The 21,659-nt window shown below is 60.4% G+C and carries 19 protein-coding genes; 8 read left to right on the forward strand and 11 right to left on the reverse strand.

The genetic code is table 11. The features are described from left to right. Positions 1-66 precede the first annotated feature (66 nt). Both PIB16_RS14055 and PIB16_RS14060 read left to right on the forward strand, forming a co-directional pair. The gene (locus PIB16_RS14055) at positions 67-984 is read left to right on the forward strand and encodes a LysR family transcriptional regulator (protein WP_065657343.1); all 918 of its coding nucleotides are present in this window, start codon (positions 67-69) and stop codon (positions 982-984) included. 135 nt (positions 985-1,119) lie between these two features. After that, on the forward strand, positions 1,120-2,142 hold the full coding sequence (locus PIB16_RS14060) for an LLM class flavin-dependent oxidoreductase (RefSeq protein WP_065657344.1): 1,023 nt from the start codon (positions 1,120-1,122) through the stop codon (positions 2,140-2,142). 186 nt (positions 2,143-2,328) lie between these two features. Here PIB16_RS14060 and PIB16_RS14065 read toward each other — a convergent pair whose 3' ends face one another. Continuing rightward, the gene (locus PIB16_RS14065) at positions 2,329-3,447 is read right to left on the reverse strand and encodes a mandelate racemase/muconate lactonizing enzyme family protein (RefSeq protein WP_065657345.1); all 1,119 of its coding nucleotides are present in this window, start codon (positions 3,445-3,447) and stop codon (positions 2,329-2,331) included. Between the two features lie 232 nt (positions 3,448-3,679). On the opposite strand from PIB16_RS14065, the gene PIB16_RS14070 reads away from it, so the two are divergent. Together PIB16_RS14070 and PIB16_RS14075 are read left to right on the forward strand one after the other, a co-directional pair. Then, positions 3,680-4,354, forward strand: a complete 675-nt coding sequence (locus PIB16_RS14070) for a GntR family transcriptional regulator (protein WP_065657346.1) — start codon at positions 3,680-3,682, stop codon at positions 4,352-4,354. Positions 4,355-4,463: 109 nt separating this feature from the next. Beyond that, positions 4,464-5,933: a mannitol dehydrogenase family protein gene (locus tag PIB16_RS14075; RefSeq protein WP_065657347.1), complete on the forward strand. Its 1,470-nt coding sequence runs from the start codon at positions 4,464-4,466 to the stop codon at positions 5,931-5,933. 50 nt (positions 5,934-5,983) lie between these two features. Here the strand turns inward: PIB16_RS14075 and PIB16_RS14080 are convergent, their stop codons facing one another. From PIB16_RS14080 to PIB16_RS14115, 8 genes are all read right to left on the reverse strand, one after another. Beyond that, positions 5,984-6,829, reverse strand: a complete 846-nt coding sequence (locus tag PIB16_RS14080; protein WP_065657348.1) for an ATP-binding cassette domain-containing protein — start codon at positions 6,827-6,829, stop codon at positions 5,984-5,986. Then, positions 6,826-7,665: an ABC transporter ATP-binding protein gene (locus tag PIB16_RS14085; RefSeq protein WP_003522485.1), complete on the reverse strand. Its 840-nt coding sequence runs from the start codon at positions 7,663-7,665 to the stop codon at positions 6,826-6,828. Before PIB16_RS14085 ends, PIB16_RS14080 begins: the two co-directional genes overlap by 4 nt. A 3-nt stretch (positions 7,666-7,668) precedes the next feature. Further along, positions 7,669-8,583, reverse strand: coding sequence for an ABC transporter permease subunit (locus tag PIB16_RS14090; protein ID WP_065657349.1), 915 nt, complete (start codon positions 8,581-8,583; stop codon positions 7,669-7,671). Next, entirely contained in the window at positions 8,580-9,587 is a 1,008-nt protein-coding gene (locus tag PIB16_RS14095) for an ABC transporter permease subunit (RefSeq protein WP_065657350.1), read from the reverse strand. Before PIB16_RS14095 ends, PIB16_RS14090 begins: the two co-directional genes overlap by 4 nt. Positions 9,588-9,650: 63 nt before the next feature. Continuing rightward, positions 9,651-11,255 carry an ABC transporter substrate-binding protein gene (locus tag PIB16_RS14100; RefSeq protein ID WP_065657351.1) on the reverse strand — a complete coding sequence of 535 codons (1,605 nt, stop codon included), beginning with the start codon at positions 11,253-11,255 and terminating at the stop codon, positions 9,651-9,653. A 120-nt stretch (positions 11,256-11,375) separates the two neighbouring features. Then, on the reverse strand, positions 11,376-12,563 hold the full coding sequence (locus tag PIB16_RS14105) for a M24 family metallopeptidase (RefSeq protein ID WP_065657352.1): 1,188 nt from the start codon (positions 12,561-12,563) through the stop codon (positions 11,376-11,378). Between the two features lie 553 nt (positions 12,564-13,116). Then, positions 13,117-13,866, reverse strand: a complete 750-nt coding sequence (locus PIB16_RS14110; protein ID WP_065657353.1) for an SDR family oxidoreductase — start codon at positions 13,864-13,866, stop codon at positions 13,117-13,119. Next, complete coding sequence (locus PIB16_RS14115) at positions 13,863-14,477, reverse strand: nucleoside 2-deoxyribosyltransferase (RefSeq protein WP_174000396.1); 615 nt, start codon at positions 14,475-14,477, stop codon at positions 13,863-13,865. The genes PIB16_RS14110 and PIB16_RS14115 overlap by 4 nt, the downstream gene beginning before the upstream one ends. A gap of 176 nt (positions 14,478-14,653) precedes the next feature. Here PIB16_RS14115 and PIB16_RS14120 point away from each other — a divergent pair, with 176 nt between their 5' ends. The 4 genes from PIB16_RS14120 to PIB16_RS14135 all read left to right on the forward strand — a co-directional run bounded on the left by PIB16_RS14120 (position 14,654) and on the right by PIB16_RS14135 (position 18,748). Beyond that, positions 14,654-15,280: a ribonuclease D gene (locus tag PIB16_RS14120; RefSeq protein ID WP_003522478.1), complete on the forward strand. Its 627-nt coding sequence runs from the start codon at positions 14,654-14,656 to the stop codon at positions 15,278-15,280. 82 nt (positions 15,281-15,362) lie between these two features. Beyond that, positions 15,363-16,589 carry a hypothetical protein gene (locus tag PIB16_RS14125; protein ID WP_065657355.1) on the forward strand — a complete coding sequence of 409 codons (1,227 nt, stop codon included), beginning with the start codon at positions 15,363-15,365 and terminating at the stop codon, positions 16,587-16,589. Positions 16,590-16,637: 48 nt separating this feature from the next. After that, complete coding sequence (locus tag PIB16_RS14130; RefSeq protein ID WP_065657356.1) at positions 16,638-16,946, forward strand: hypothetical protein; 309 nt, start codon at positions 16,638-16,640, stop codon at positions 16,944-16,946. Between the two features lie 254 nt (positions 16,947-17,200). Next, complete coding sequence (locus tag PIB16_RS14135) at positions 17,201-18,748, forward strand: hypothetical protein (protein WP_065657357.1); 1,548 nt, start codon at positions 17,201-17,203, stop codon at positions 18,746-18,748. 333 nt (positions 18,749-19,081) lie between these two features. Here PIB16_RS14135 and rpsA read toward each other — a convergent pair whose 3' ends face one another. Then, complete coding sequence (gene rpsA, locus PIB16_RS14140) at positions 19,082-20,782, reverse strand: 30S ribosomal protein S1 (RefSeq protein ID WP_004437832.1); 1,701 nt, start codon at positions 20,780-20,782, stop codon at positions 19,082-19,084. A gap of 170 nt (positions 20,783-20,952) precedes the next feature. Continuing rightward, positions 20,953-21,612: a (d)CMP kinase gene (gene cmk / locus PIB16_RS14145; protein ID WP_065657358.1), complete on the reverse strand. Its 660-nt coding sequence runs from the start codon at positions 21,610-21,612 to the stop codon at positions 20,953-20,955. Positions 21,613-21,659: the final 47 nt, after the last annotated feature.

A 21,659-nucleotide genomic window follows, 5' to 3' on the forward strand; every position in this document is an offset into this window, starting at 1 on the left:
GGGGCATCATCAAATTGCGAACAGGAACTGTTCATTTTTGAACAGAACTCTTGATGGGAGACAAATATGGCTACCCCTTTCACCTGGGACGACCTGCAATATTTTCTGGCCGTGGCTCGCACCGGACAGCTCTCATCGGCAGCCCGAAGCCTGCGCACCAGCCACGCCACCGTCTCCCGCCATATCGACCGGCTGGAATTCTCGCTTAAAACCAAGCTGTTCGAGCGAAACCCGCGCGGTTATGAACTGACGACCGTCGGGCGGCGGCTGGTGGATACGGTCGAGCGTATCGAGGCAGAAGCGGAAAGGCTGCAATCGGATATTTCCGAAAGCGGCAGCCTGCTGCGCGGCGTGGTACGCCTTAGCGCGCCTGAAGGTTTTTCCAATTTTTTCTTCGTGGAAAGGCTGAAAGACTTCGCCATCACGCATCCCCACATCATGGTGGAAATGGTGACGATCCAGCAGATCATGGCGCTTTCCCGAAAGGAGGCGGATGTCGCCGTCACGCTCGATCCGCCGAAGGCCGGTCCCTATATCAACGAACAGATCATCGATTATACGCTGCATATCTATGCCTCGCGTTCCTATCTCGCCGGACGGCCGAGAATCACCAAGCGCGAGGACCTGCTCGATCACTTCTTCATCGGTTACGTACAGGACCTGATCTTCTCACCCGGCCTTGATTATATGCGCGATGTGCTGCCCGGCCTGCGTCCGGGCTTTCAGTCCTCGAGTATTTTCGCGCAGCTGACTGCCACGCTGAGCGGCCGGGGCCTGTGCATCCTGCCGAATTTCATCGCCGCGCGCTTTCCGGATTTGCAGATGGTGCTTGCCGGCGAAGTGGAACTGCGGCGCGGCTACTGGCTGACGAGCCATCAGGACCTTGCCAATGTGCCGCGTGTGCGCTCGCTGATGGACTTCATTCTCACCACGGCGCGCGCGCATGAAAAACTCTTCATCCTCGACCGCCGGATGATGGTCTGAACAGCCATCGTTCACATTTCGGCGACACCGTGTCTACGCCCGGCCGGTTGGAGGATACGCGTGCCAGCCTATATGACTGACAACAACGAAGCCGGTTTGTGAAGACCGGCATCCTCCGACATCTGGAAGGTCATCATGAAAAAGATCGGATTCCTGTCCTTCGGCCACTGGACGCCCTCGCCTCAGTCGCAGACCCGTTCGGCCGCCGATACGCTGCTGCAATCGATAGACCTCGCCGTCGCGGCGGAAGAGCTGGGCGCCGACGGCGCCTATTTCCGCGTGCACCATTTCGCCCGCCAGCTTGCCTCGCCCTTTCCGCTGCTGGCCGCCGTCGGCGCGCGCACGAAAAAGATCGAGATCGGCACCGGCGTCATCGACATGCGTTATGAAAACCCGTTCTACATGGCGGAGGACGCCGGTTCGGCCGACCTCATCGCCGGCGGACGCCTGCAGCTCGGCATCAGCCGCGGCTCGCCGGAGCAGGTGATCGATGGCTGGCGCTATTTCGGTTACCGCCCGGCCGAAGGCCAGAGCGAAGAAGACATGGCGCGTCAGCACACCGAAGTCTTCCTCGAGCTTCTGAAAGGCGAAGGTTTCGCCGAACCGAATCCGCGCCCGATGTTCCCGAACCCGCCCGGCCTTTTGCGGCTGGAGCCGCATTCCGAAGGGCTGCGCGAGCGCATCTGGTGGGGTTCGAGTTCCAATGCAACGGCGGTCTGGGCGGCAAAGCTCGGCATGAACCTGCAAAGCTCCACGCTGAAGACGGATGAAACGGGCGAGCCTTTCCATGTGCAGCAGGCGCAGCAGATCCGCACCTTCCGGGAAGCCTGGAAGGAAGCGGACCACACCCGCGAACCGCGTGTATCGGTCAGCCGCAGCATCTTCGCCCTCGTCAACGACCGCGACCGGTCATATTTCGGTTACGGCAACGAAGGCGATGACAAGATCGGTTATATAGACGACAAGACACGCGCGATCTTCGGGCGCAGCTATGCCGCCGAGCCGGAAAAACTGATCGAACAGCTGAAAGCCGACGAGGCCATCGCCGAGGCCGACACGCTGCTCCTGACCGTGCCGAACCAGCTGGGCGTCGATTACAACGCCCATGTGATCGAGACGATCCTCAAGCAAGTGGCGCCGGCTCTTGGCTGGCGCTAAATTTGGAAAAATTGCATCATCCGTACTCCGTCACCCCGGACTAGATCCGGGGTCCAGCGCGATCAAGTCTTTGATCGCGAAAGACTCTTTTCACGGCGCAAACGCGCCGTGGCTGGATGCCGGATCTAGTCCGGCATGACGGAGGGCGGGCTTCCCTCCCTTAAAATCCGGGTTTTATACCGCTGCTCATTTCACCGCCTTGCCATAACGGGCGAAACTTTCCGCCAGCGGCGTCGTGCTGGCGCCGGGGCGCTCCGGACGTTTGTAGACACCGTCCCGCACATGGATCGGCTCTTCGAAGTGATCCTTGATCCAGGGAATATATTCGAGAATGGTCGAAGCCGGGTGCCAGTAGCTCAGATGCACATGCACCTGGCTCATCTCGCCGGCATGCGGCACCACGGGCAGGCGATGGGCGAGCGCGAGATCGGCAACCTGAATATATTCGGTGATACCGCCAAGCCGGGTCACATCCGGCTGGACATAGGCAACCGCACCGGCATCGATGAATGAGCGGAACGCATCCACCGTGTAAAGCTGCTCCCCGAGCGCAATCGGAATGGACGTATTGCGCGCCAGCCGTGCATGGCTCGTCACATCGTCATACCAGAGCGGCTCCTCGAACCAGTAAATGTCCAGATCTTTCGCCGCCGCGCAGAAACGCTGGCATGTGGGCAAATCCCACTTGCCGTTGCCGTCAATGGCGATGCGGATGGACGAACCGACACGCTTACGGACGGCGGCGAGGCGGGCAATATCGATATTCGGATCGTCATGCCCGACCTTGATCTTCAGCCGGGTAAACCCATCCTCCTCCACCGCTCTCGCGCTACCCGTCAGCAAATCCTCCAGCGTGAAGGAAAGCCAGCCGATATCGGTATTATAGGCTTCCACCGCCGCAGTGCGCGCGCCGCCGAGATAGTGCCAGAGCGGCACGCCCGCCTTTTTCGCCTTCAGGTCCCACAGCGCAACGTCAACTGCGGCCAGCGCCAGATGGGTGATGCCTGCCCTGCCGACCCATTGCAGCGCCGGATAACGGGCCAGTTTCGTCCACAGCCTCGACTGCTCCGACGCATCCTCCCCCACCAGCAAGGGCGCGTAACAATCGCTGATGCAGGATGTGATCAGCCTGTCCGACGGCAGATGCGCGTGGGTGCCGGTAAAACCATAGCCCTCAAGGCCATCGCTGGTGGTGATCTTTGCACCGACGACGCCCCAATGGGTGATGCTGTGGGTGGAATCGGAAATGGACTCCGAAGTCAGCGGCAGGTGCAGGATGAAAGGTTCGACGGCGGTAATTTTCATGATCGGTCATTCCTCGATTGCTGATTGCTTGCGGGGAGGAATAGACGCCGCGTCCCCGCGACCACGGGCCGCGAAGATGGCTTTAGGGAAATTGCCAGACCGCCCTCCTCCAGCAGCCGGCTCCCCACTGACGGACAGAGCTAAAGCAAAAATGGTCTTTGTAAAATAAAAAATTTTTTATTTTTAATATTCAGCCATTGCCAGCTCTTCTAAGCTGGGCAATGATGCCGCCATGAACTCGTTGGTCAAAGTCACGCTCGCCGAACAGGCGCACCGGGAACTGCGCGCACGCATCGTCAGCGGCAGATTGCGCGGCGGCGAACGCCTGCTGCCCAATGAGCTTGCCGCCGATCTCGGCATCAGCCCCACGCCGGTGAAGGAAGCCTGCCTGAAACTCGAGGCCGATGGGCTGGTGGTCAATTCCTCCCGGCGCGGCATGGTTGTGCGCGATTTCACCGTGGAGGATGTGGAGGAACTTTACGCCGCCAGAATGCTGCTTGAAAAAGGCGCGGTGGAAGTGGCCTTCGACGCCGGGCAACTGGATGGAGCGCTGCACGCGGAACTTCTGGAAAGCCTTGCGAAACATCGTAAATTCGCCAAAGGCTCGACGCTCGACGAATTGTCGAAAGCGCTTTTGTACGACCGCAGCTTCCATACGACCCTTGTGTCGGCGGCGCGCATTCCGGTCATTTCCGGCTCGCATGAGCGCATTCTCGACCAGACCCACACGGTTTTCGTCTCGATCCTCGGCGACTACGCCCGCTCGGTCGAAGAGCACCAGAATATCGCCGATGCCATCGCCGCCGGCAGTAAGGCCCAGATCGTCGATGCCCTGTGGCGGCATCTCGAGCGCAGCCGCCAGAATACGCTGCGCCAGGTCCGGCTGCTCAAAGAGGCCGGCGCCTGATCATTTCGCATATTGGGGGAGGAACTGACGTGATGCGCCATAAGCCGGACGCCGCAATGAGAGCGGCGCGAGCCACAATCGTCCCGTTCGGCATGGGGATTTCGCATCGATGACAGACCGGCTTTCCGCTGCAACCCTGCCCCGCCTGCCGCAATCCGTCACGACACCCGTCTATGACCGCCAAAGCGTCACGCCCGGCATCGTCCACCTCGGCGTCGGGGCCTTTCATCGGGCTCATCAGGCGGTCTTCATCGACGATTGCCTTAATCGCGGCGAAACCCGATGGGGCATCGTTGCGGCATCGCTGCGCAGCCCGGATACGCGCGACGCCATCGAGCCGCAGGATAATCTCTACACCTTTTGCCTGCGAGACGGGGAGAGCGAGCGCCTGCGCATCATCGGCTCGATTCTCGAAACCATCGTCGCCCCGGAAGAGCCCGAACGGCTGGTGGAGCGGATGGCCGATCCGCGCGTCCTCATCGTCACACTGACCGTGACGGAGAAGGGTTACCTGACCAATCTCGCCTCCCGCAGCCTGCTGCGCGATCATCCCGATATCGTCCATGATCTCGAAAACCCGGAGCGGCCGCGCTCCATCTTCGGCTTCATCCTTGCGGCCACACGGCGCAGGCGCAGGCAAGGTTCTCAGCCCCTGACGCTCCTTTCCTGCGACAACCTGCCCGCCAACGGCCATGTGCTGCAAAAGCTGCTGCTGGAATTTGCGGAACTGGCCGATCCGGAACTGGCGTCCTTCATCGAAACCAATATTGCCTGCCCCTGCTCGATGGTGGACCGGATCGTTCCCGCCACCACAGATGCGGACCGGGAGGCGATTTCGACCGCACTCGGCCTCAGCGATGCCTGGCCGGTGGTGGCCGAACCCTATTTCCGTTTCGTCATTGAGGACCGTTTTCCGCATGGAAGGCCGGCGCTCGAGAAATCGGGCGTGGAATTCGTCGCCAATGTCGAGCCATACGAGCATATGAAGCTCAGAATGCTGAACGGCTCCCACAGCGCCATCGCCGCCATCGGCCAGATTGCCGGCCTTGCGACGGTGGCGGATGCATGGGGTGAAAAGCCCGTGCGCGATTTCATCGACGCCTATTGGTGCGAGATCGAACGGACGCTCGATCCCGCCGTCGACGGGGCGGAATTCGCAGCCGGCCTGCGGGATCGTTTCGCCAATCCCTCATTGCAGCACAAGACCATGCAGATCGCCTCCGATGCGTCGCAGAAAGTGCCGCTGCGCATTCTTGGCCCCTTGCGCGAATTGCTTGCGGAGAAGGCTGAAAGCCGGACGGTCATTTTCGCCGTCGCGCTCTGGATCAGGTCCTGCGCGGACAAGAATGAAAAGGGGCAGCCGATCACCATTCTCGATCCCGCTTTCAAGGAGTGGGATGCGCCGGATCAACTGGCAATGGCGCCGGATGCGGTCGTCGACCGTTTTCTGACTTTCGAACGCACATTTGGCAGCGACCTGCCCGGGAACGAAACCTTCGTCCCAGCCCTGAAAGCCGCCTATCGAGACATTCGGGAGCAGGGCGCGCTTGCGGCAGTCGAGCGTTTCCTGAAGTCCTGAAAAAGAACAGGCCGGCAATCCGGCCTGTTCCTAACCTCGGTCGTCAGCCTTCAGGCTGTCGCCGCCAGCCGTGCCGCCTTGCGGCGTTCCACGCGGGCGCGGATGGCATCGACATCCGTGATCGGTGTGGCGGCGAAAAGCTGGCGGGTATAGGGATGCTTCGGATCGGCGAAGAGTTCCTCGCGCGTGCCCTGCTCCACCGCCACACCCTTCGAAATGACCATCACATCGTCGGCGATGTAACGCACCACCGAAAGATCATGGCTGACGAAAACATAGGTCAGCTCGAATTCTTCCTGAAGGTCGGCGAGAAGGTTCAGCACCTGCGCCTGCACCGAAAGATCGAGCGCGGAGACCGGCTCGTCCAGCACGAGCAGCGCCGGGTTCAGCATCAGGGCGCGCGCAATGGCGATGCGCTGGCGCTGGCCGCCGGAGAACATGTGCGGATAACGGTTGAAATGCTCAGGACCGAGACCGACCTTCACCAGCATGGCTTCGGCCCGCTCGCGGCGCTCGGAAGCCGGTATCTTGGTGTTGATGACCAGCGGTTCCATCAGCACGTCGCCCACCTTCTGGCGCGGATTGAGGCTGCCATAGGGGTTCTGGAACACCATTTGCACCTTGGAGCGCATCTGCGTGTCCGGACGGCGTCTGGCGATATCGACAGGTTTGCCTTCGATCTTCAGTTCGCCGCCGGATGCTGGATCGATCAGCGCGATGATGCGGGCCAGCGTCGATTTACCGGAGCCGGATTCACCGACGATGGCGAGCGTCTTGCCGCGCTCGACGGTAAAGTCGATGCCCTTCAGGGCCTGCACCGTCTTGGCGCCGCCGAACAGGCCGCCGGGAACGTGATAGTCGCGGGTAATGCCCTTGCCTTCGACAACGATACTCATTGAACGCCCTCCTTGCCGAAGAAATCGGAAACCGTGGGCAAACGGTCGCCGGTGGCATTTTCCGGCAGGGCCGAAAGCAGTGCCTTGGTATAGGGATGCTGCGGGGCCTCGAACAGGCTCAAGACATCCGCCTCCTCCATCTTGCGGCCCTTATATTGCACGACGACGCGATCTGCGGTTTCCGCCACCACGCCCATGTCATGGGTGATGAGAATCAGCGCCATGCCATATTCCGCCTGCAGGTTCATCAGCAGATCGAGGATCTGCTTCTGGATCGTCACATCGAGCGCAGTGGTCGGCTCGTCGGCGATCAGCAGGCGCGGCTTGGAAGCGATTGCGATGGCGATCATCACGCGCTGGCACTGGCCGCCCGACATCTGGTGCGGATAGGCCTTAAGCTTGGTTTCCGGCTCGGGAATGCCGACAGCCCGGAACAGCTCCAGGGCGCGCGCACGCGCGGCAGCGCCGCTCATGCCGAGATTGAGGCGCAGAACCTCCTCGATCTGGAAACCGACCGTGAAGGACGGGTTGAGCGAGGCGACCGGCTCCTGGAAGATCATGGTGATCTCGCGACCGATCACCCTCCGGCGCTCCTGCGGCGACATGGCCAAAAGGTTCTTGCCATCGAAGGTCATCTCGTCGGCGGTAATCGTCGCCGTATCGGGCAGAAGCCCCATGACGGCGAGCATCGATACCGACTTGCCGGAACCGGACTCGCCGACGATGGCCAGTACCTCGTGTTTGTCGACGGAAACATCGATGCCGTTGACGGCCGTGAAGGCGCCGGTGGCGGTGGCGAATTTGACAGTGAGGTTCTTGATTTTCAGCAGGCTCATCGCTCAGCTCCGCTTCAGTTTGGGATCGAGCGCATCGCGCAGGCCGTCACCCATGAGGTTGATGGCGAGCACCGAGATCAGGATCGTCAGGCCCGGAAGGGTCACGACCCACCAGGCGCGCAGGATGAATTCACGCGCTTCCGCCAGCATCGTGCCCCATTCGGAGGCAGGCGGCTGCGCGCCCATGCCGAGGAAGCCGAGTGCGGCCGCATCGAGAACCGCAGAGGAGAACGAAAGCGTTGCCTGCACGATCAGCGGCGCAAGGCAGTTCGGCAGGATGGTCTTGAACATCAGCCGGAAATTGCCGGCACCGGCCACGCGCGCGGCCGTGACATATTCACGCCTGAGCTCGCTCATGACGGCAGCGCGCGTCAGACGGGCAAAATGCGGCTGATAGACGATGGCGATGGCGATCATGGCATTGGTGAGGCCTGGGCCGAGGATCGCGACCAGCACCAGCGCCAACAGCAACGACGGAAACGCCAGGATGACGTCCATAACACGCATGATGACGGTATCGACCCAGCCGCCGAAGAAGCCGGCAATGAGACCGATGACGATGCCGCCGACGAGCGCGATGGAAACGACAACGATACCGATGAACAGCGAATATTGCGCGCCGTATATCAGGCGGGACAACATGTCACGCCCGACGGCGTCCGTGCCGAAGAAGAAGCCGGCACGGCCGCCTTCCTGCCAGACCGGCGGCACGAGCAGCGCATCGCGATATTGCTGGGTCGGATCATGCGGCGCGATCAGCGGCGCAAAAACCGCGACCAGCACGAGAAGGATGAACACGGCAAGCCCGATAACGGCGCCACGGTTCTGGCGGAAATAGAACCAGAAATCGGCGATCATCCGGCGGCGGATGGCGGCGTCTGAGAGGCGCACGCCCGGAGTGGTGATCACATCGGTCATTTGTGACGGATCCTCGGATTGATGAGGCCATAGGTCAGATCGACGAGCAGGTTGACGATCATCACCAGACCCGCGATCAACAGCAGGCCGCTCTGCACGACCGGATAGTCGCGGCGAGAGATGGAATCGATCATCCACTTGCCGATGCCCGGCCAGGAAAAGATGGTTTCGGTCAGGATCGCGCCAGCCATCAGCACGCCGATCTGCAGACCGATAGTGGTGATAACAGGGATCATGGCGTTGCGCAGCGCATGAATGCCGACCACGCGCGAAGGAGACATCCCCTTGGCACGAGCCGTGCGCACATAATCCTCACCGAGTACTTCCAGCATGGCTGAACGCGTCTGGCGCGCAATCACCGCAAGCGGAATGGTGGCGAGCACCACCGAGGGCAGGATGAGATGCGACAGAGCCGAGGCAAACGCGCCCTTCTGTCCCGAAATCAGGCTGTCGATCAGCATGAAACCGGTAACGGAGGGGAAGAAATACATCAGCGAGATACGGCCTGACACCGGCGTCCATTGCAGGATGCCGGAGAACATGATGATGAGCAGCAGACCCCACCAGAAGATCGGCATGGAGAAGCCGACGAGCGCCGTAGTCATGGAAATCTGGTCGAACCAGGAGCCACGTCTGATGGCGGCAATGACGCCGACGGGAACGCCGATGAGCGTTGCAATGATGATGGCGACGAGACCAAGCTCGACTGTCGCGGGAAAGAGCGCCAGGAACTCGGTGAGAACCGGCTTCTTGGTGACCAGCGAATTGCCGAGATCGCCCTGAAGCAGCCGTCCAAGGAAATGGAGATATTGCTGCCAGATGGGCTGAGCAAAACCGAGCTGTTCGGCAAGCTGCGCATGCCTTTCGGGCGAAATGCCACGCTCGCCCGCCATCAACAGCACGGGATCGCCCGGCAGGACGCGCACGAAGGCGAAGGCGACGATGGTGATCCCGAGGAAGGTCGGAACGAGATAGAGAAGTTTGCCGAGAATGAACCGGATCATGGTTTTTTCCTGAAAAGACGCGCGGAAGAACAGGGTTCTTCCGCGCGTCCGGTTGTTCGGGGATTACTCCGCGATGTCGACGTTTTCGAAGGTGAAGTCGCCAAGCGGGCTCATGGTGAAGCCGGAAACCTTGGCGGACATGGGAACGAACTGCGTGGAGTGCGCAAGCGTCGCCCACGGAGCCTGTTCCTTGAAGATCACCTGTGCCTGCTCATAAAGCTTGGTGCGCTCGGCAACGTCGGTGGTCTGCTTTGCCTTGGCCAACAGGTCCGAGAACTCCTTGTTGCACCACTGTGCACGGTTCGCACCGCCTTCACCGGTTGCGGCGCAGGACAGGAGAACGCTGAGGAAGTTGTCCGGGTCACCATTGTCGCCGGTCCAGCCGAGGATGACAGCGCCGTCGCGCTTCACTTCGGTGGACTTCTTGAGGTATTCACCCCATTCGAAGGAAACGATCTCGGCCTTGACGCCGACCTTCGCAAAATCCGACTGGATCAGCTCGGCGGTACGACGGGCGTTCGGCATGTAAGGACGCTGCACCGGCATTGCCCAGATCTTCATCGACAGATCCTTGACGCCAGCGGCTTCGAGGGCCTTCTTGGCAGCTTCCGGATCGTAAGCATCGTCCTTGATGCTGTCGTTGTAGGACCACATTGTCGGCGGGATCGGGTTCTTGGCAACCTGGCCGGCACCCTGGAACACGGCGTCGATGATCGCCTGCTTGTTCATCGCCATGTTCAGCGCCTTGCGCACTTCCGGCTTGTCGAAAGGTGCAACGGTCGTGTTGTAGGCGAAGTAAGCGACGTTCAGACCCGGCTGCTCATCGAGCTTGAGGTTCTTGTCGGCGCGGATGGTCGCCAGATCGGCCGGAGCCGGGTATGGCATCAGGTGGCATTCGCCAGCTTTCAGCTTCTGCAGGCGAACGGCGGCGTCAGGCGTGATCGCGAAAATCAGGTCGTCGATCTTCGGAGCTTCACCCCAGTAGTCGGCGTTCTTCTGGTAGCGGATGACCGCGTCCTTCTGATAGGCGACGAACTTGAACGGGCCGGTGCCGATCGGCAGGTTGTTGAAGTCTTCCTTGGTGCCGGCCTTTTCCAGCGTATCGGCATATTCCTTCGACACGATCGAAGCGAAAGGCATGGCGATGTTGGCGAGGAACGGCGCTTCCGGGCGGGTCAGCACGAACTTGACCGTGTAATCGTCGACCTTGACGATTTCCTTGATCAGGGACGGCATTTCCATGGAGTTGTAATATTCGTAGGTGATGCCTGCGATATACTGGTTCCACGGGTTCTTCGCGTCGCCCTGGCGGTTGTAGCTGAAGATCACGTCGTCAGCGTTGAATTCGCGGCTCGGCGTGAACTTGTCGTTGGAGTGCCACTTGACGCCCTTGCGCAGGTGAAAAGTGTATTCGAGACCATCCTTGGAAACGTCCCATTTTTCCGCAAGGCCAGGCTCTACTTCGGTCGTGCCCTTCTTGAACTCGGTCAGACGGTTATAGACCGGATGCGCGGAGGCATCGAAGGTGCCGCCTGCGGTATAAGGCGACGGATCGAAGCCTTCCGGCGATGCCTCGGAGCAATAAACGAAGGTCTTCGCCATGGCGGGCATGGCGGAAGTGATCGCAATCGCAGAGGCGATAAGCAAACTGCGGGTCAGCGTTTTCATCTGGTGGTCCTTTCCCTCTTTTTCTGAGTTCCTGCGGCCCCGTCCGGGGGCCTACCTCTTCTGGTCAGCAGCGACATGGGATCACCCCTATCGCCGTTCGGTCCTTTGCCTCCCGACCAATTACCCGGCGACCGGCTGAAACAACCGGTCGAGGTTCTTCTCCGGTGGGCAGAACCAGCGCGGTCCCGCCTCCGTCATATAGGCTATATCCTCGAGACGGACGCCGCATTCGCCATAAACGCACAGCATCGGCTCGATGGAAAAACACATGCCCGGCTCCAGCGCCGTGGCATTTCCTGCAACGATATAGGGTTCTTCGTGAATATCCAGCCCAAGCCCGTGGCCGGTGCGGTGCGGCAGGCCGGGAAGCTGATAATCCGGGCCGAAGCCGGCCGCTTTCAGGCTGTCGCGCGCGGCCCTGTCCACATCCGAGCAGGCAGCGCCGACTTTGGCGGCGGCAAAGGCCGCCGCCTGCGCGTCGCGCTCGGCGTTCCAGAGGAAACGCTGCCGTTCCGTCGGTTTGCCAAAGACATAGGTGCGGGTGATATCGGAACGATAGCCATGAAGAATGCCGCCGAGATCGACCAGCACCATATCGCCTTCGCTGAGCGTCTGCGCATGGGGCACGCCATGCGGATAGGCCGTCGCCTCGCCGAACTGCACCGCCACGAAAAGCGGCTTCAGGCCAAGGGCAATATGCGCCGCATTAACGAAATCAGCGACTTCCGTGGTGGAAACGCCGGGACGCAGCCCCTCGAACACGGCCTTGTGCACGCCGTAACTCGCGTCCATCGCCGTCTGGATGATGGCGATCTCGGCTGCGGATTTGACCTGCCGCTGGGCGACGATCATCGGCTGGGCGGAAATGATGCGCCCTTCAAGGCGCTGCATGAGGGCCGATGCGAAAACAAAGGGGGTGGCGGGATCGATGGCGACAAGATGACCGGGACAGGTCAAGGCACCGATACGTCTTGCCATCAGGTCGAAGGGACTTTCATCCTCTTCCCAGACGGCAACCTCACCCGCAATGCGGATGAGCGTCTGAAGCTTCGGCTCCTCGAAGGTCGGGCTGACATAGACCGGCACGCCTTCCGCCGGCACCAGGGCGCCGTGAATGCGCTCGGAAAGACCAAGCGACAGGCCGGTATAATAGGTCAGCGACGATGATGCATCGAGCCAGACCGCCTTAATATTTTGCTGGATCATTCGCGCCTGCAGGCCGCGTAGTCGCAACCTGAGCTCGTCTTCAGCGATCGATGAAACCGCGATCGGCTGAAACCGCTTCAGCGCCTCTTGAAAGTCTGCCATTCTCTCCCCGCCGCTTTCGGGCCGCAGACACAGGCGTGCCGGCAACCTCCCAAGCGTTCTTTTGCTCATGCTTAAACACAGGGCCGGGGGTAAGCAATGGCCCGGCAGGGCACGCCACCACAAAACTGTGCAAATTTATCTAGACATAACGAAAATGTGATCGACGCACGCCTGATTTCAACGCTCATTGCCTTGACGCAGAAATTCAAAATCCCCCGGAAATCCAAGGGGAGACCGCGGACCGTCTTCAGCACTAAGCCGGTGCGCTGAAAATCGACAGCCCAAAATATTCAAGGAATAGACGCCCAGAAAAGGAAAAAGCCTGCCGCGGGAGGAGGTGCGGCAGGCTTCAAACTTGATCGGTGATTGGGAGGAGGAGTACCACCGATCCACATCGAGCGACGCTGGGAGGAGGAGTGCGTCGCTTCGATGATTTGAATATAGCGGTATCCGTGATTTTTAACAGAGCAAGTCTCGCAATGCAGCATTGCATTTCTGCATAGCTCGAAAATTCCTGCCCGGTTTTTCAGCACTCCCCAAAATCGCGGGAAAATCAGCTTTCCCGATAGACCTGGAAGCCGGCGAAGGACTGGTTGACCGGCATGAGTTCGAGGCTGTTGATGTTGATATGCTTGGGCTGCGAGGCGACCCAGTGGATGGTGTTGGCAATATCGTCCGCCGTGATCGGATTGACGCCCTTGTAGAGATTGTCCGAGGCTTCCTGATTGCCGCCGGTGCGCACCAGCGTAAATTCCGTTTCGCACATGCCGGGCTCGATGGATGTCACCCGCACGCCCTTGCCATGCAGGTCGGAACGCAGGCCGAGCGAAAACTGCCGCAGGAACGCTTTGGTACCGCCATACACATTGCCGCCCGTATAGGGATAATGCGCAGCCACAGACGAGAGGTTGACGACAATACCCTTGCGCCCGATCAGCGTCGGCAGCAAATGGTGGGTAATGTTCAGGAGACCGGTGATGTTGGTGTCCACCATGGTCTGCCAGTCTTTCAAGGGCACCTGCGGTGCGGGCGCGGTGCCGAGTGCGAGGCCGGCATTGTTGACGAGAACGTCGATATCCCGGAAGCTTTCCGGCAATCCGGACAGCGCCTTGCCTGTCGCCTCCTCGTCGGTGATGTCGAAGGCGAGGCCATGAAAGGCGGAACCGAGCTCGGCTGAAAGCGCCTCCAGCCGTTCCGCCCGCCGGCCCGTGCCGATGACCTTCCAGCCCTCCTTGACGAAGCGCCGCGCCGTGGCCTGTCCGAAGCCGGATGTCGCGCCGGTGATGAGGATGGTTCCGCTCATGATGATGCCTCCACTCTAGTCGTTTTTTCAGGGTCAATCGGTGTCAGTAACTTTTCGGCCGCCGCCGTAAGACAGCGCCTGTAGGCCTCGAGATCCGTATACAAAGCCTCTTCGGGAGCATTGCCAACGATGATGACGCCGCCGCGCCGCAAAATCCCGCCATGCAGCATGAGATTGTCGACCATGTCGAAATTCTCGATCGACAGCCCGTCCGGCCCGCGATAACGGCCCGTTTCATCCAGGGTGGCGACGCCGCCATAATGCGCCTTGATGCGGGTGAAGTGATTGGCCGCGACATTGGTATAGGCGAAAACCGGCTTGCCCAGCGCGCACATGAAGCCCAGCTCATAGCTGGTTCCCGTATCGGCGGCAATGCCGCGAAACGGCGTGAGATTGGCAATCACCGCATCCGCTTCGAGCATCATCCGCTCATCGACGGCATTGATGTTGCAGCCGTGACCGACCCTGGTGTCCGACGGCGGAATTTGCAGATCGCCCGGCGAAAGCGGCGTGAAACCGGCTTCCCGCGCCAGCGAGGCCTTGATGTCGAGCATTTTTCGCGCGTTCGGGAGGAATACTTCCGGTCCGGCGAGATAGATTTTCTTTGTCATCGGGAATTCATGCGATTTGTCAGGAAAGGATTTCCCGACCCTAACCCGGGGGCTTTCGCAAAGGCAAGTGCCAAGGGCATGCGGCGTGGCGCACTGTACGAGCCGATAAAACGGTATCGTCCCGCCGCTCTTTCCGTTATAGCCGGAGCAGGAAACTGGAATTTCTGGAGCAGGACATGGCAGCACCCATCCGTTACCACGAAGGCGATATTTCCGCCGAAGATGCCGCGCGTTACACCGGCGCCATCGCAATCGATACGGAAACGCTGGGACTGGTGCCGCGCCGCGACCGCCTCTGTGTCGTTCAGCTTTCACCGGGCGACGGCACGGCGGACGTCATTCGCATTGCCGCCGGTCAAAAGGAAGCGCCGAACCTCGTCCGGATGCTTGCCGACCCTGCCCGCCAGAAGATTTTTCACTATGGCCGTTTCGATATCGCCGTCCTGTTTCACACCTTCGGCGTGACGACCACACCGGTCTTCTGCACCAAGATCGCCTCGCGACTGACCCGCACCTATACGGACCGGCACGGGCTGAAGGATAACCTCAAAGAAATGCTGGAAGTCGATATTTCCAAGGCCCAGCAATCTTCCGACTGGGCGGCAGAGACCCTGTCGCCGGCGCAGCTCGAATATGCCGCCTCTGACGTGCTGCACCTGCACGCGCTGCGCGACAAGCTGACAGGGCGTCTCGTGCGTGACGGCCGCCTCGACCATGCCGACGCCTGCTTCGCCTTTCTCCCGACCCGCGCAAAGCTCGACCTCCTCGGCTGGGAAGAAACCGATATTTTCGCCCATAGCTGAGCGAGTCGCATCTGGTTTAAGCACTGATTTACCAGAATTGCCTATTCTCGGCCGCAACTTTGGCGGCCGGGGACTTTGAGGGATGATTACTCCGCTACAGCAGACGGCGGGCATTGCAGTCAGCGACCTCATGCGCTCGATGGTCGAAACCATCGAGGAACGCCAGCGCGAAGAGCAGGAAAAGGCCAACGGCACCAAAAAGGACGATGCGGTCAAGACAAACCCGCAGCCGGACGAAAGCCAGCGCGCCGCCAATGAGAAGATAAGCGCCTATCTCTTCGGCGTCATGAAACCCGATGCCGATGCCTTCGCCTCGCTCGTCTCCCGTTTTTCCTCCGCGCTGGGCATCACACAGGAAAAGGACGAATCGAGCTTTTCCTTCGCGCGAAGACTTCAGGATGCGCTGACCCTGACCGACAGCTTCGAAAAAACCGATGCACAGGGGAAAGCCACGAAGATTTCCCTGAAATCCTTCGGCGTTTCGGAGGCTGAGGTCGTGGACGTGCTGAACAATGGCGTCAACAGCAAGACCGATCCCATGGCCGCCCTTGCCGCCCGCATCGCAAAGGGCGCAGGCCTCACAGGCACGGAAGAGGATTTCGGCGAGCAGATGTCGAAAGCCATCATGGCGGCGCGCGCGACCCTGCCGAAAAGCGTCGACGATCTGGAAGAATCGACAGGCCTCAAACAACTCGGCGTCTCCGCCCGGCAGATGATCTCCGCCGTCGCCAACCCCTATGGCGATGAGGCGCGCGCCGTGAAGGAGGCCCTGGACGAACAGGCGCAGGGCACCCGCTTCATGACGCGTGAAACCCTGAAAGTCATTCAGCGTCTCGAAGATGTCGCCGATCCGAAAACCAGGGAAGAGTTGCAGGCCGAACGCGGCAAGGATCGTATCGGCGAAATCAACGATGCCGAGGTGAAGGCCGAGCGGGAACAGGATATCCAGGCGCGCGATGCGCAGGGCAAGCTTGAAGACGTGCAGGAGCTTCAGGACGTCGTAAAGGAGCATATCGATGCTTCCGGCGACGAAAAAACGGAAAGCGTCGACCCTCAGGCGCCAGCCGGCACATCGTCGGAAACGGCGCTGATCGCCGTGCTTGCGGCTGTGCCGGCTGAGCAAGCCGCCCCGGCGGAAAACGAAAATGAGCCGGCGGAGACAGAAGCAGTCACCGATCTGGATGCGGACGACGACGGCGAAAAACTGCTCGATGCGCAGGCGCTTGTCGAAGATGCCCGCAACCCCATTTTGCCGATCTCGATCGACGACAATGGCCTTTATGAACTGCTGAAGAAAAAGGCGGCATGATTGCCGCTTCCGATCGTCACTTGAGCGAAACATGATGTGAGTTCAGACATGACCGATATTTCCGGCCTATCCGGCAGCGCCGTTTACGACACAGAACCGAATGCCGCGCAGGCGCTGCTATCCATGGCCGCCCCGTCGCTCGTTCCGGATGATGCGGCCTTCACCGCGCCCGCTGAGGAAGACAGCCTCATCGACCCCGTCAACATTCAACCGGATCGAAATCTTCCCAAGGCAAGCTGGCTCGATGCCATGCCGCCGGAAGCTTTTGAGACGGCGCCCAGCGATCCCGACCATATTTCCTCGGTCAATTCCGACGATAACGGCCTTTACCGCATGTTCATCGGCATTTCGCCCTGACCGGGCGCGCAATTCGTTGGTTAGCCAAATCTTAACATCTGCAAGCCAAGATTGAGCTCGATGATTCTGTATGCGCTGCAACCGGCATTGCGGCCAGAGGCGTATACGGCGCTCCCGCATGAGCGGGCGAGATGACACCTGTCCATCACCGGCGCGGCGATTTTTCAACATTCAAGCCAGATGCGGATCACAGAGCCAATGGGGATTGGCCCTTTCGCAGCCAGCGGCGGTCACCGATAGAAACGGAGCGCAGCATGTTACCGCCTGTACCGAAAATTGCGGCAACCGATGCCGCCTATGGAACCACGGTTTCACTGACACCGCGCGAGCAGGTGAAAGAGGCTGCACCGCCGCAACCGAACATTCCCGCCCCTGAAAACAGCAGCCTTTTTGCCCGCGCGGCAATCGCCTCCCTCACCAGCGAATTTCAGCTCTCGCGCAGCACCGCCGTTCTGGCGGAAGCGCTCGGCAAGCTGATGAACCTGCCCCGGCGGGATGGCGAAGCCATAGAGACCTATGTGACGCGGCTGACGGAGGCGCTCCGCACCCTGCCGGCGCCACAACGCCTGGCGCTGGAACAGCAGGTCGGCAAGGCCCTGCAGGGCCTGACCCTTTCGATGCTTGCCGAAATCCTGAAACAGCCGACCGGGCCGGATGCTGCCCGCCTCGCGTTGTTGATCGAGCTTTCCCGTTACAAGGGAACGGACCTTGCGGCAAAGGCGGTGGTTTCCTCCTATCAGCAGAACAATTCCTCCAACCCCGCCCCCGCACAATCGGCCCAGCCGAAACAGCAGAACGCACAGAGCCAGAATGCGGAAGCGCGCCCTTCTTCGTCCGCGACAGCGCAGACGGCAAATTCCACCACCGTCAGCCGGCTCCTGCCGCTGCTCATCGGGCCGCTCGCCCTCAGTGGCGCAGCGATGAAAGCCACAGTGGCGGTGCTAACGGCGCAACTGGACCCCCGGCCCACGCTTTCCACCCCGCCTGCCGACACACATGATATGCCGACCGTTGCCGTAAAGCCGGATGGAAGAGCCGAAAACACGGCACGTCCGCTTCCGCCACAAACCGGCAGCGTGATGAAGGAAGTATCGGCCGAGGCCCGCCCGGCAAATCCGCCCCGCGCCGAAACGGGCGAAGCCCCCCCTGCCCTTCCGCATCGGGAGACGATGAAGCCGGAGCAGAAAGAAATCCGCACGGGCCTTACCCCGCCATCCGGTTTGTTCGCAGACGACGCGGAGACCGTGAACAGCCTGCTGCTTGCCGCCACCGCCGGCAAACTTCCGCTCAAGCCGACCGGCACGCAAGAGCCTCCGCCCGCGCCGCAAGGTGTTGCGCAGCAACCGTCCGACGATCAGCCAACCGAAAAATCGGCCCTCGCAACAGCCGCAGCCCGCCCCTCGGGTGAGGAAACGGAAACGGCGACCCATCGCCCCGAAACCCAGCCGCTGCCTCGGGCCATGCTCGACCCGGAAGCGAGGATGGCGATGCTGGAGCAATCGGCTTCGCAATCGTTGATCGCCGCGGCTCTGGTAAAAGACGGCACACCGCTGCCGCTCGTCGCCTATCCGCCTGCGGATGAGGACTATGAATCGGAAACGCCGCCGCGCGGAGGCGGCCCGTTTTCCGATGATGAGGCAAATGACGAGGCCGAAGCCGGTGCTGATAATTCCGACGGTCAGGACGAAAAAGAAGAGCGCATCGCCGCCAATGACGGGATCGACACGCAGGAAAGCCCGACGGCGGTGGCTTCCGACGACAGCGCGGAAAATTATTATCTGAAGATGAGCGGCATGCTCTGAATTCGGCGTGATCAGGTTGGAATGTAAGTCGCGCCAATCACTCCGACGTCATCCTCGGGCCTGTCCCACTGCTGTCCGGTTTAAATTTGGTGGACATGGCGCACGGTGTTGATTCTACTCGTATTCGAGCGTTTGGCGACGATCTCGGACACGAAAGAGGAGCAACACCGTGCGCCATGTCCATCAAATTTAAACCGGACAGCAGTGGCACAGGGCCGAGGATGACGTCGAGAGAAGCCTTACCCTTCGCGCTCAAGCGGGCAAGGCCCGTTGAACCCAACAAAAAACCCGCCGGAAATTCCGGCGGGTTCTTTATTTCAAAGATCGGAGCGATTATTCGCCGCGGTTCTTCAGAGCCGCGCCGAGGATGTCGCCGAGCGAAGCGCCCGAGTCGGAAGAACCGAACTGTGCGACGGCTTCCTTCTCTTCAGCGATTTCCAGAGCCTTGATCGAAAGCATGACCTTGCGGTCCTTCTTCGAGAAGTTGACGACGCGGGCGTCGACAACCTGGCCAACGGAGAAGCGCTCAGGGCGCTGCTCGTCGCGGTCACGGGAAAGGTCAGCGCGACGGATGAACGAGGTGAGGTCTTCGTGGTTGACGAGCTTCACTTCGATGCCGCCATCGTTGACCGCAGTGACTTCAGCGGAAACGACTGCATTCTTGCGCAGGTCGCCGGAAGAAGCGGCTTCGCCGACAGCATCCTTGCCGAGCTGCTTGATGCCGAGCGAGATGCGTTCCTTCTCGACGTCAACGTCGAGAACGACAGCCTTGACGACGTCACCCTTGTTGTACTCTTCGATGACCTGCTCGCCCGGACGGTTCCAGTCGAGGTCCGACAGGTGAACCATGCCGTCGACATCGCCTTCGAGGCCAATGAACAGGCCGAATTCGGTCTTGTTCTTGACTTCGCCTTCGACTTCCGTACCAGCCGGATGGCTGTAAGCGAATGCCTGCCACGGGTTTTCAAGCGTCTGCTTGAGACCGAGCGAGATACGGCGCTTGGACGGATCGACTTCGAGAACAACAACGTCAACTTCCTGGCTCGTGGACAGGATCTTGCCGGGGTGTACGTTCTTCTTGGTCCAGGACATTTCGGAAATGTGGATCAGGCCTTCGATGCCCGGCTCCAGCTCAACGAATGCACCGTAGTCGGTGATGTTCGTGACCGTACCGGAGATCTTCTTGCCAACCGGGTACTTGGCGGAGATGCCATCCCACGGATCGGACTCGAGCTGCTTCATGCCGAGCGAGATACGGTGGGTTTCCTGGTTGATGCGGATGATCTGAACCTTGACCTGCTGGCCAATGTTGAGGATTTCCGAAGGATGGTTGACGCGGCGCCATGCCATGTCGGTGACGTGCAGCAGGCCGTCGATGCCGCCGAGGTCAACGAACGCACCGTAATCGGTGATGTTCTTGACGACGCCGTCAACAACCTGGCCTTCTTCGAGGTTCTGAACGATTTCAGAACGCTGCTCGGCACGCGACTCTTCGAGAACCGTACGACGCGAGACAACGATGTTGCCGCGACGCTTGTCCATCTTGAGGATTTCGAAGGGCTGCGGGTTGTGCATCAGCGGGGTAACGTCGCGGATCGGACGAATGTCCACCTGCGAACGCGGCAGGAAGGCAACAGCGCCGTCCAGATCGACGGTGAAACCACCCTTGACCTGGTTGAAGATGACGCCTTCGACGCGCTCGCCAGCTTCGAACTTGGCTTCGAGCTTGACCCAGCTTTCTTCGCGGCGAGCCTTCTCGCGCGACAGAACGGCTTCGCCGAGGGCGTTTTCGATGCGCTCGACGTAAACTTCGACTTCGTCGCCGACCTTCAGCGTGCCGTCCTTGGACTTCGCGCCGAATTCCTTCAACGGTACGCGGCCTTCAACCTTGAGGCCGACGTCGACGATGGCAACGTCCTTCTCGATTGCCGTTACGATACCCTTGGCAACATAGCCTTCGGCAAGATCGTTGGAGGCAAAGGATTCTTCGAGAAGCGCTGCGAAATCTTCGCGCGTGGGGGTAGATACTGACATGAAATCTCCTGATTGCATCCGCGCTATGGCGAATACAAAAGCGCCGGTGGGCTAGTGTTGTTGATACCCGACCCCATGCCCGCCTTTTCAAAAGGCTTTCCGGCGCAAGGACATGTCTTCGGGCAATTCCGGACTAAACGCGGACGGCAGGAAGCCGTTCCGCGAGAAACCTATCTCTTCAGGGCGGCGTCGATGATCTTCCGCGCGGCCTGAAACGCCGCCTCTATACTCATTTCCGACGTATCTAGCAAGTGCGCGTCTTCAGCCGGCTTCAACGGGCTGTCGGCGCGGCCCATGTCGCGCTCGTCGCGTTTTTTCACTTCAGCGAAAATGGCATCATAATCGCCGCTGCCGCCATTGGCCAGAATTTCATCGTAACGGCGTCGCGCCCGCACGTCCGCAGAGGCCGTGACGTAAAGCTTCACCGGCGCCTCAGGGCACACCACCGTGCCGATGTCGCGGCCGTCAAGCACCGTGCCCGGCTCCTTTGCGGCAAAACGCTGCTGCGCCTTCACGAGCGCACGCCTCACCGGCGGCATCACCGCGATTTTGGATGCGGCCTCGCCGATATCGTGCCGGGAAAGAACGGCGCGATCGAGCCCCGCAAGATCGACTTCCAGCGCGATCTTCTCCGCCACGGCCTCATCATCGAGCGGCAGGCCGGCATCCAGAAGCGCCTTGGCGGTCGCCCTGTAGGTCAGCCCGGTATCGAGATGGTGGAAACCATAGGTCTCGGCGATCCTGCGCGACAGGGTTCCTTTGCCCGCCGCAGCCGGCCCGTCTATGGCGATCGTGAAGGTCATGAAGCTTTCCGCCTGTGCATTCGTCATTCATATAATAGAGTGCGCAACACCTTCCTATTTATATCGGCATCCCC

The organism is Agrobacterium sp. ST15.13.015 (assembly GCF_027871645.1).
Lineage (GTDB): Bacteria > Pseudomonadota > Alphaproteobacteria > Rhizobiales > Rhizobiaceae > Agrobacterium > Agrobacterium leguminum.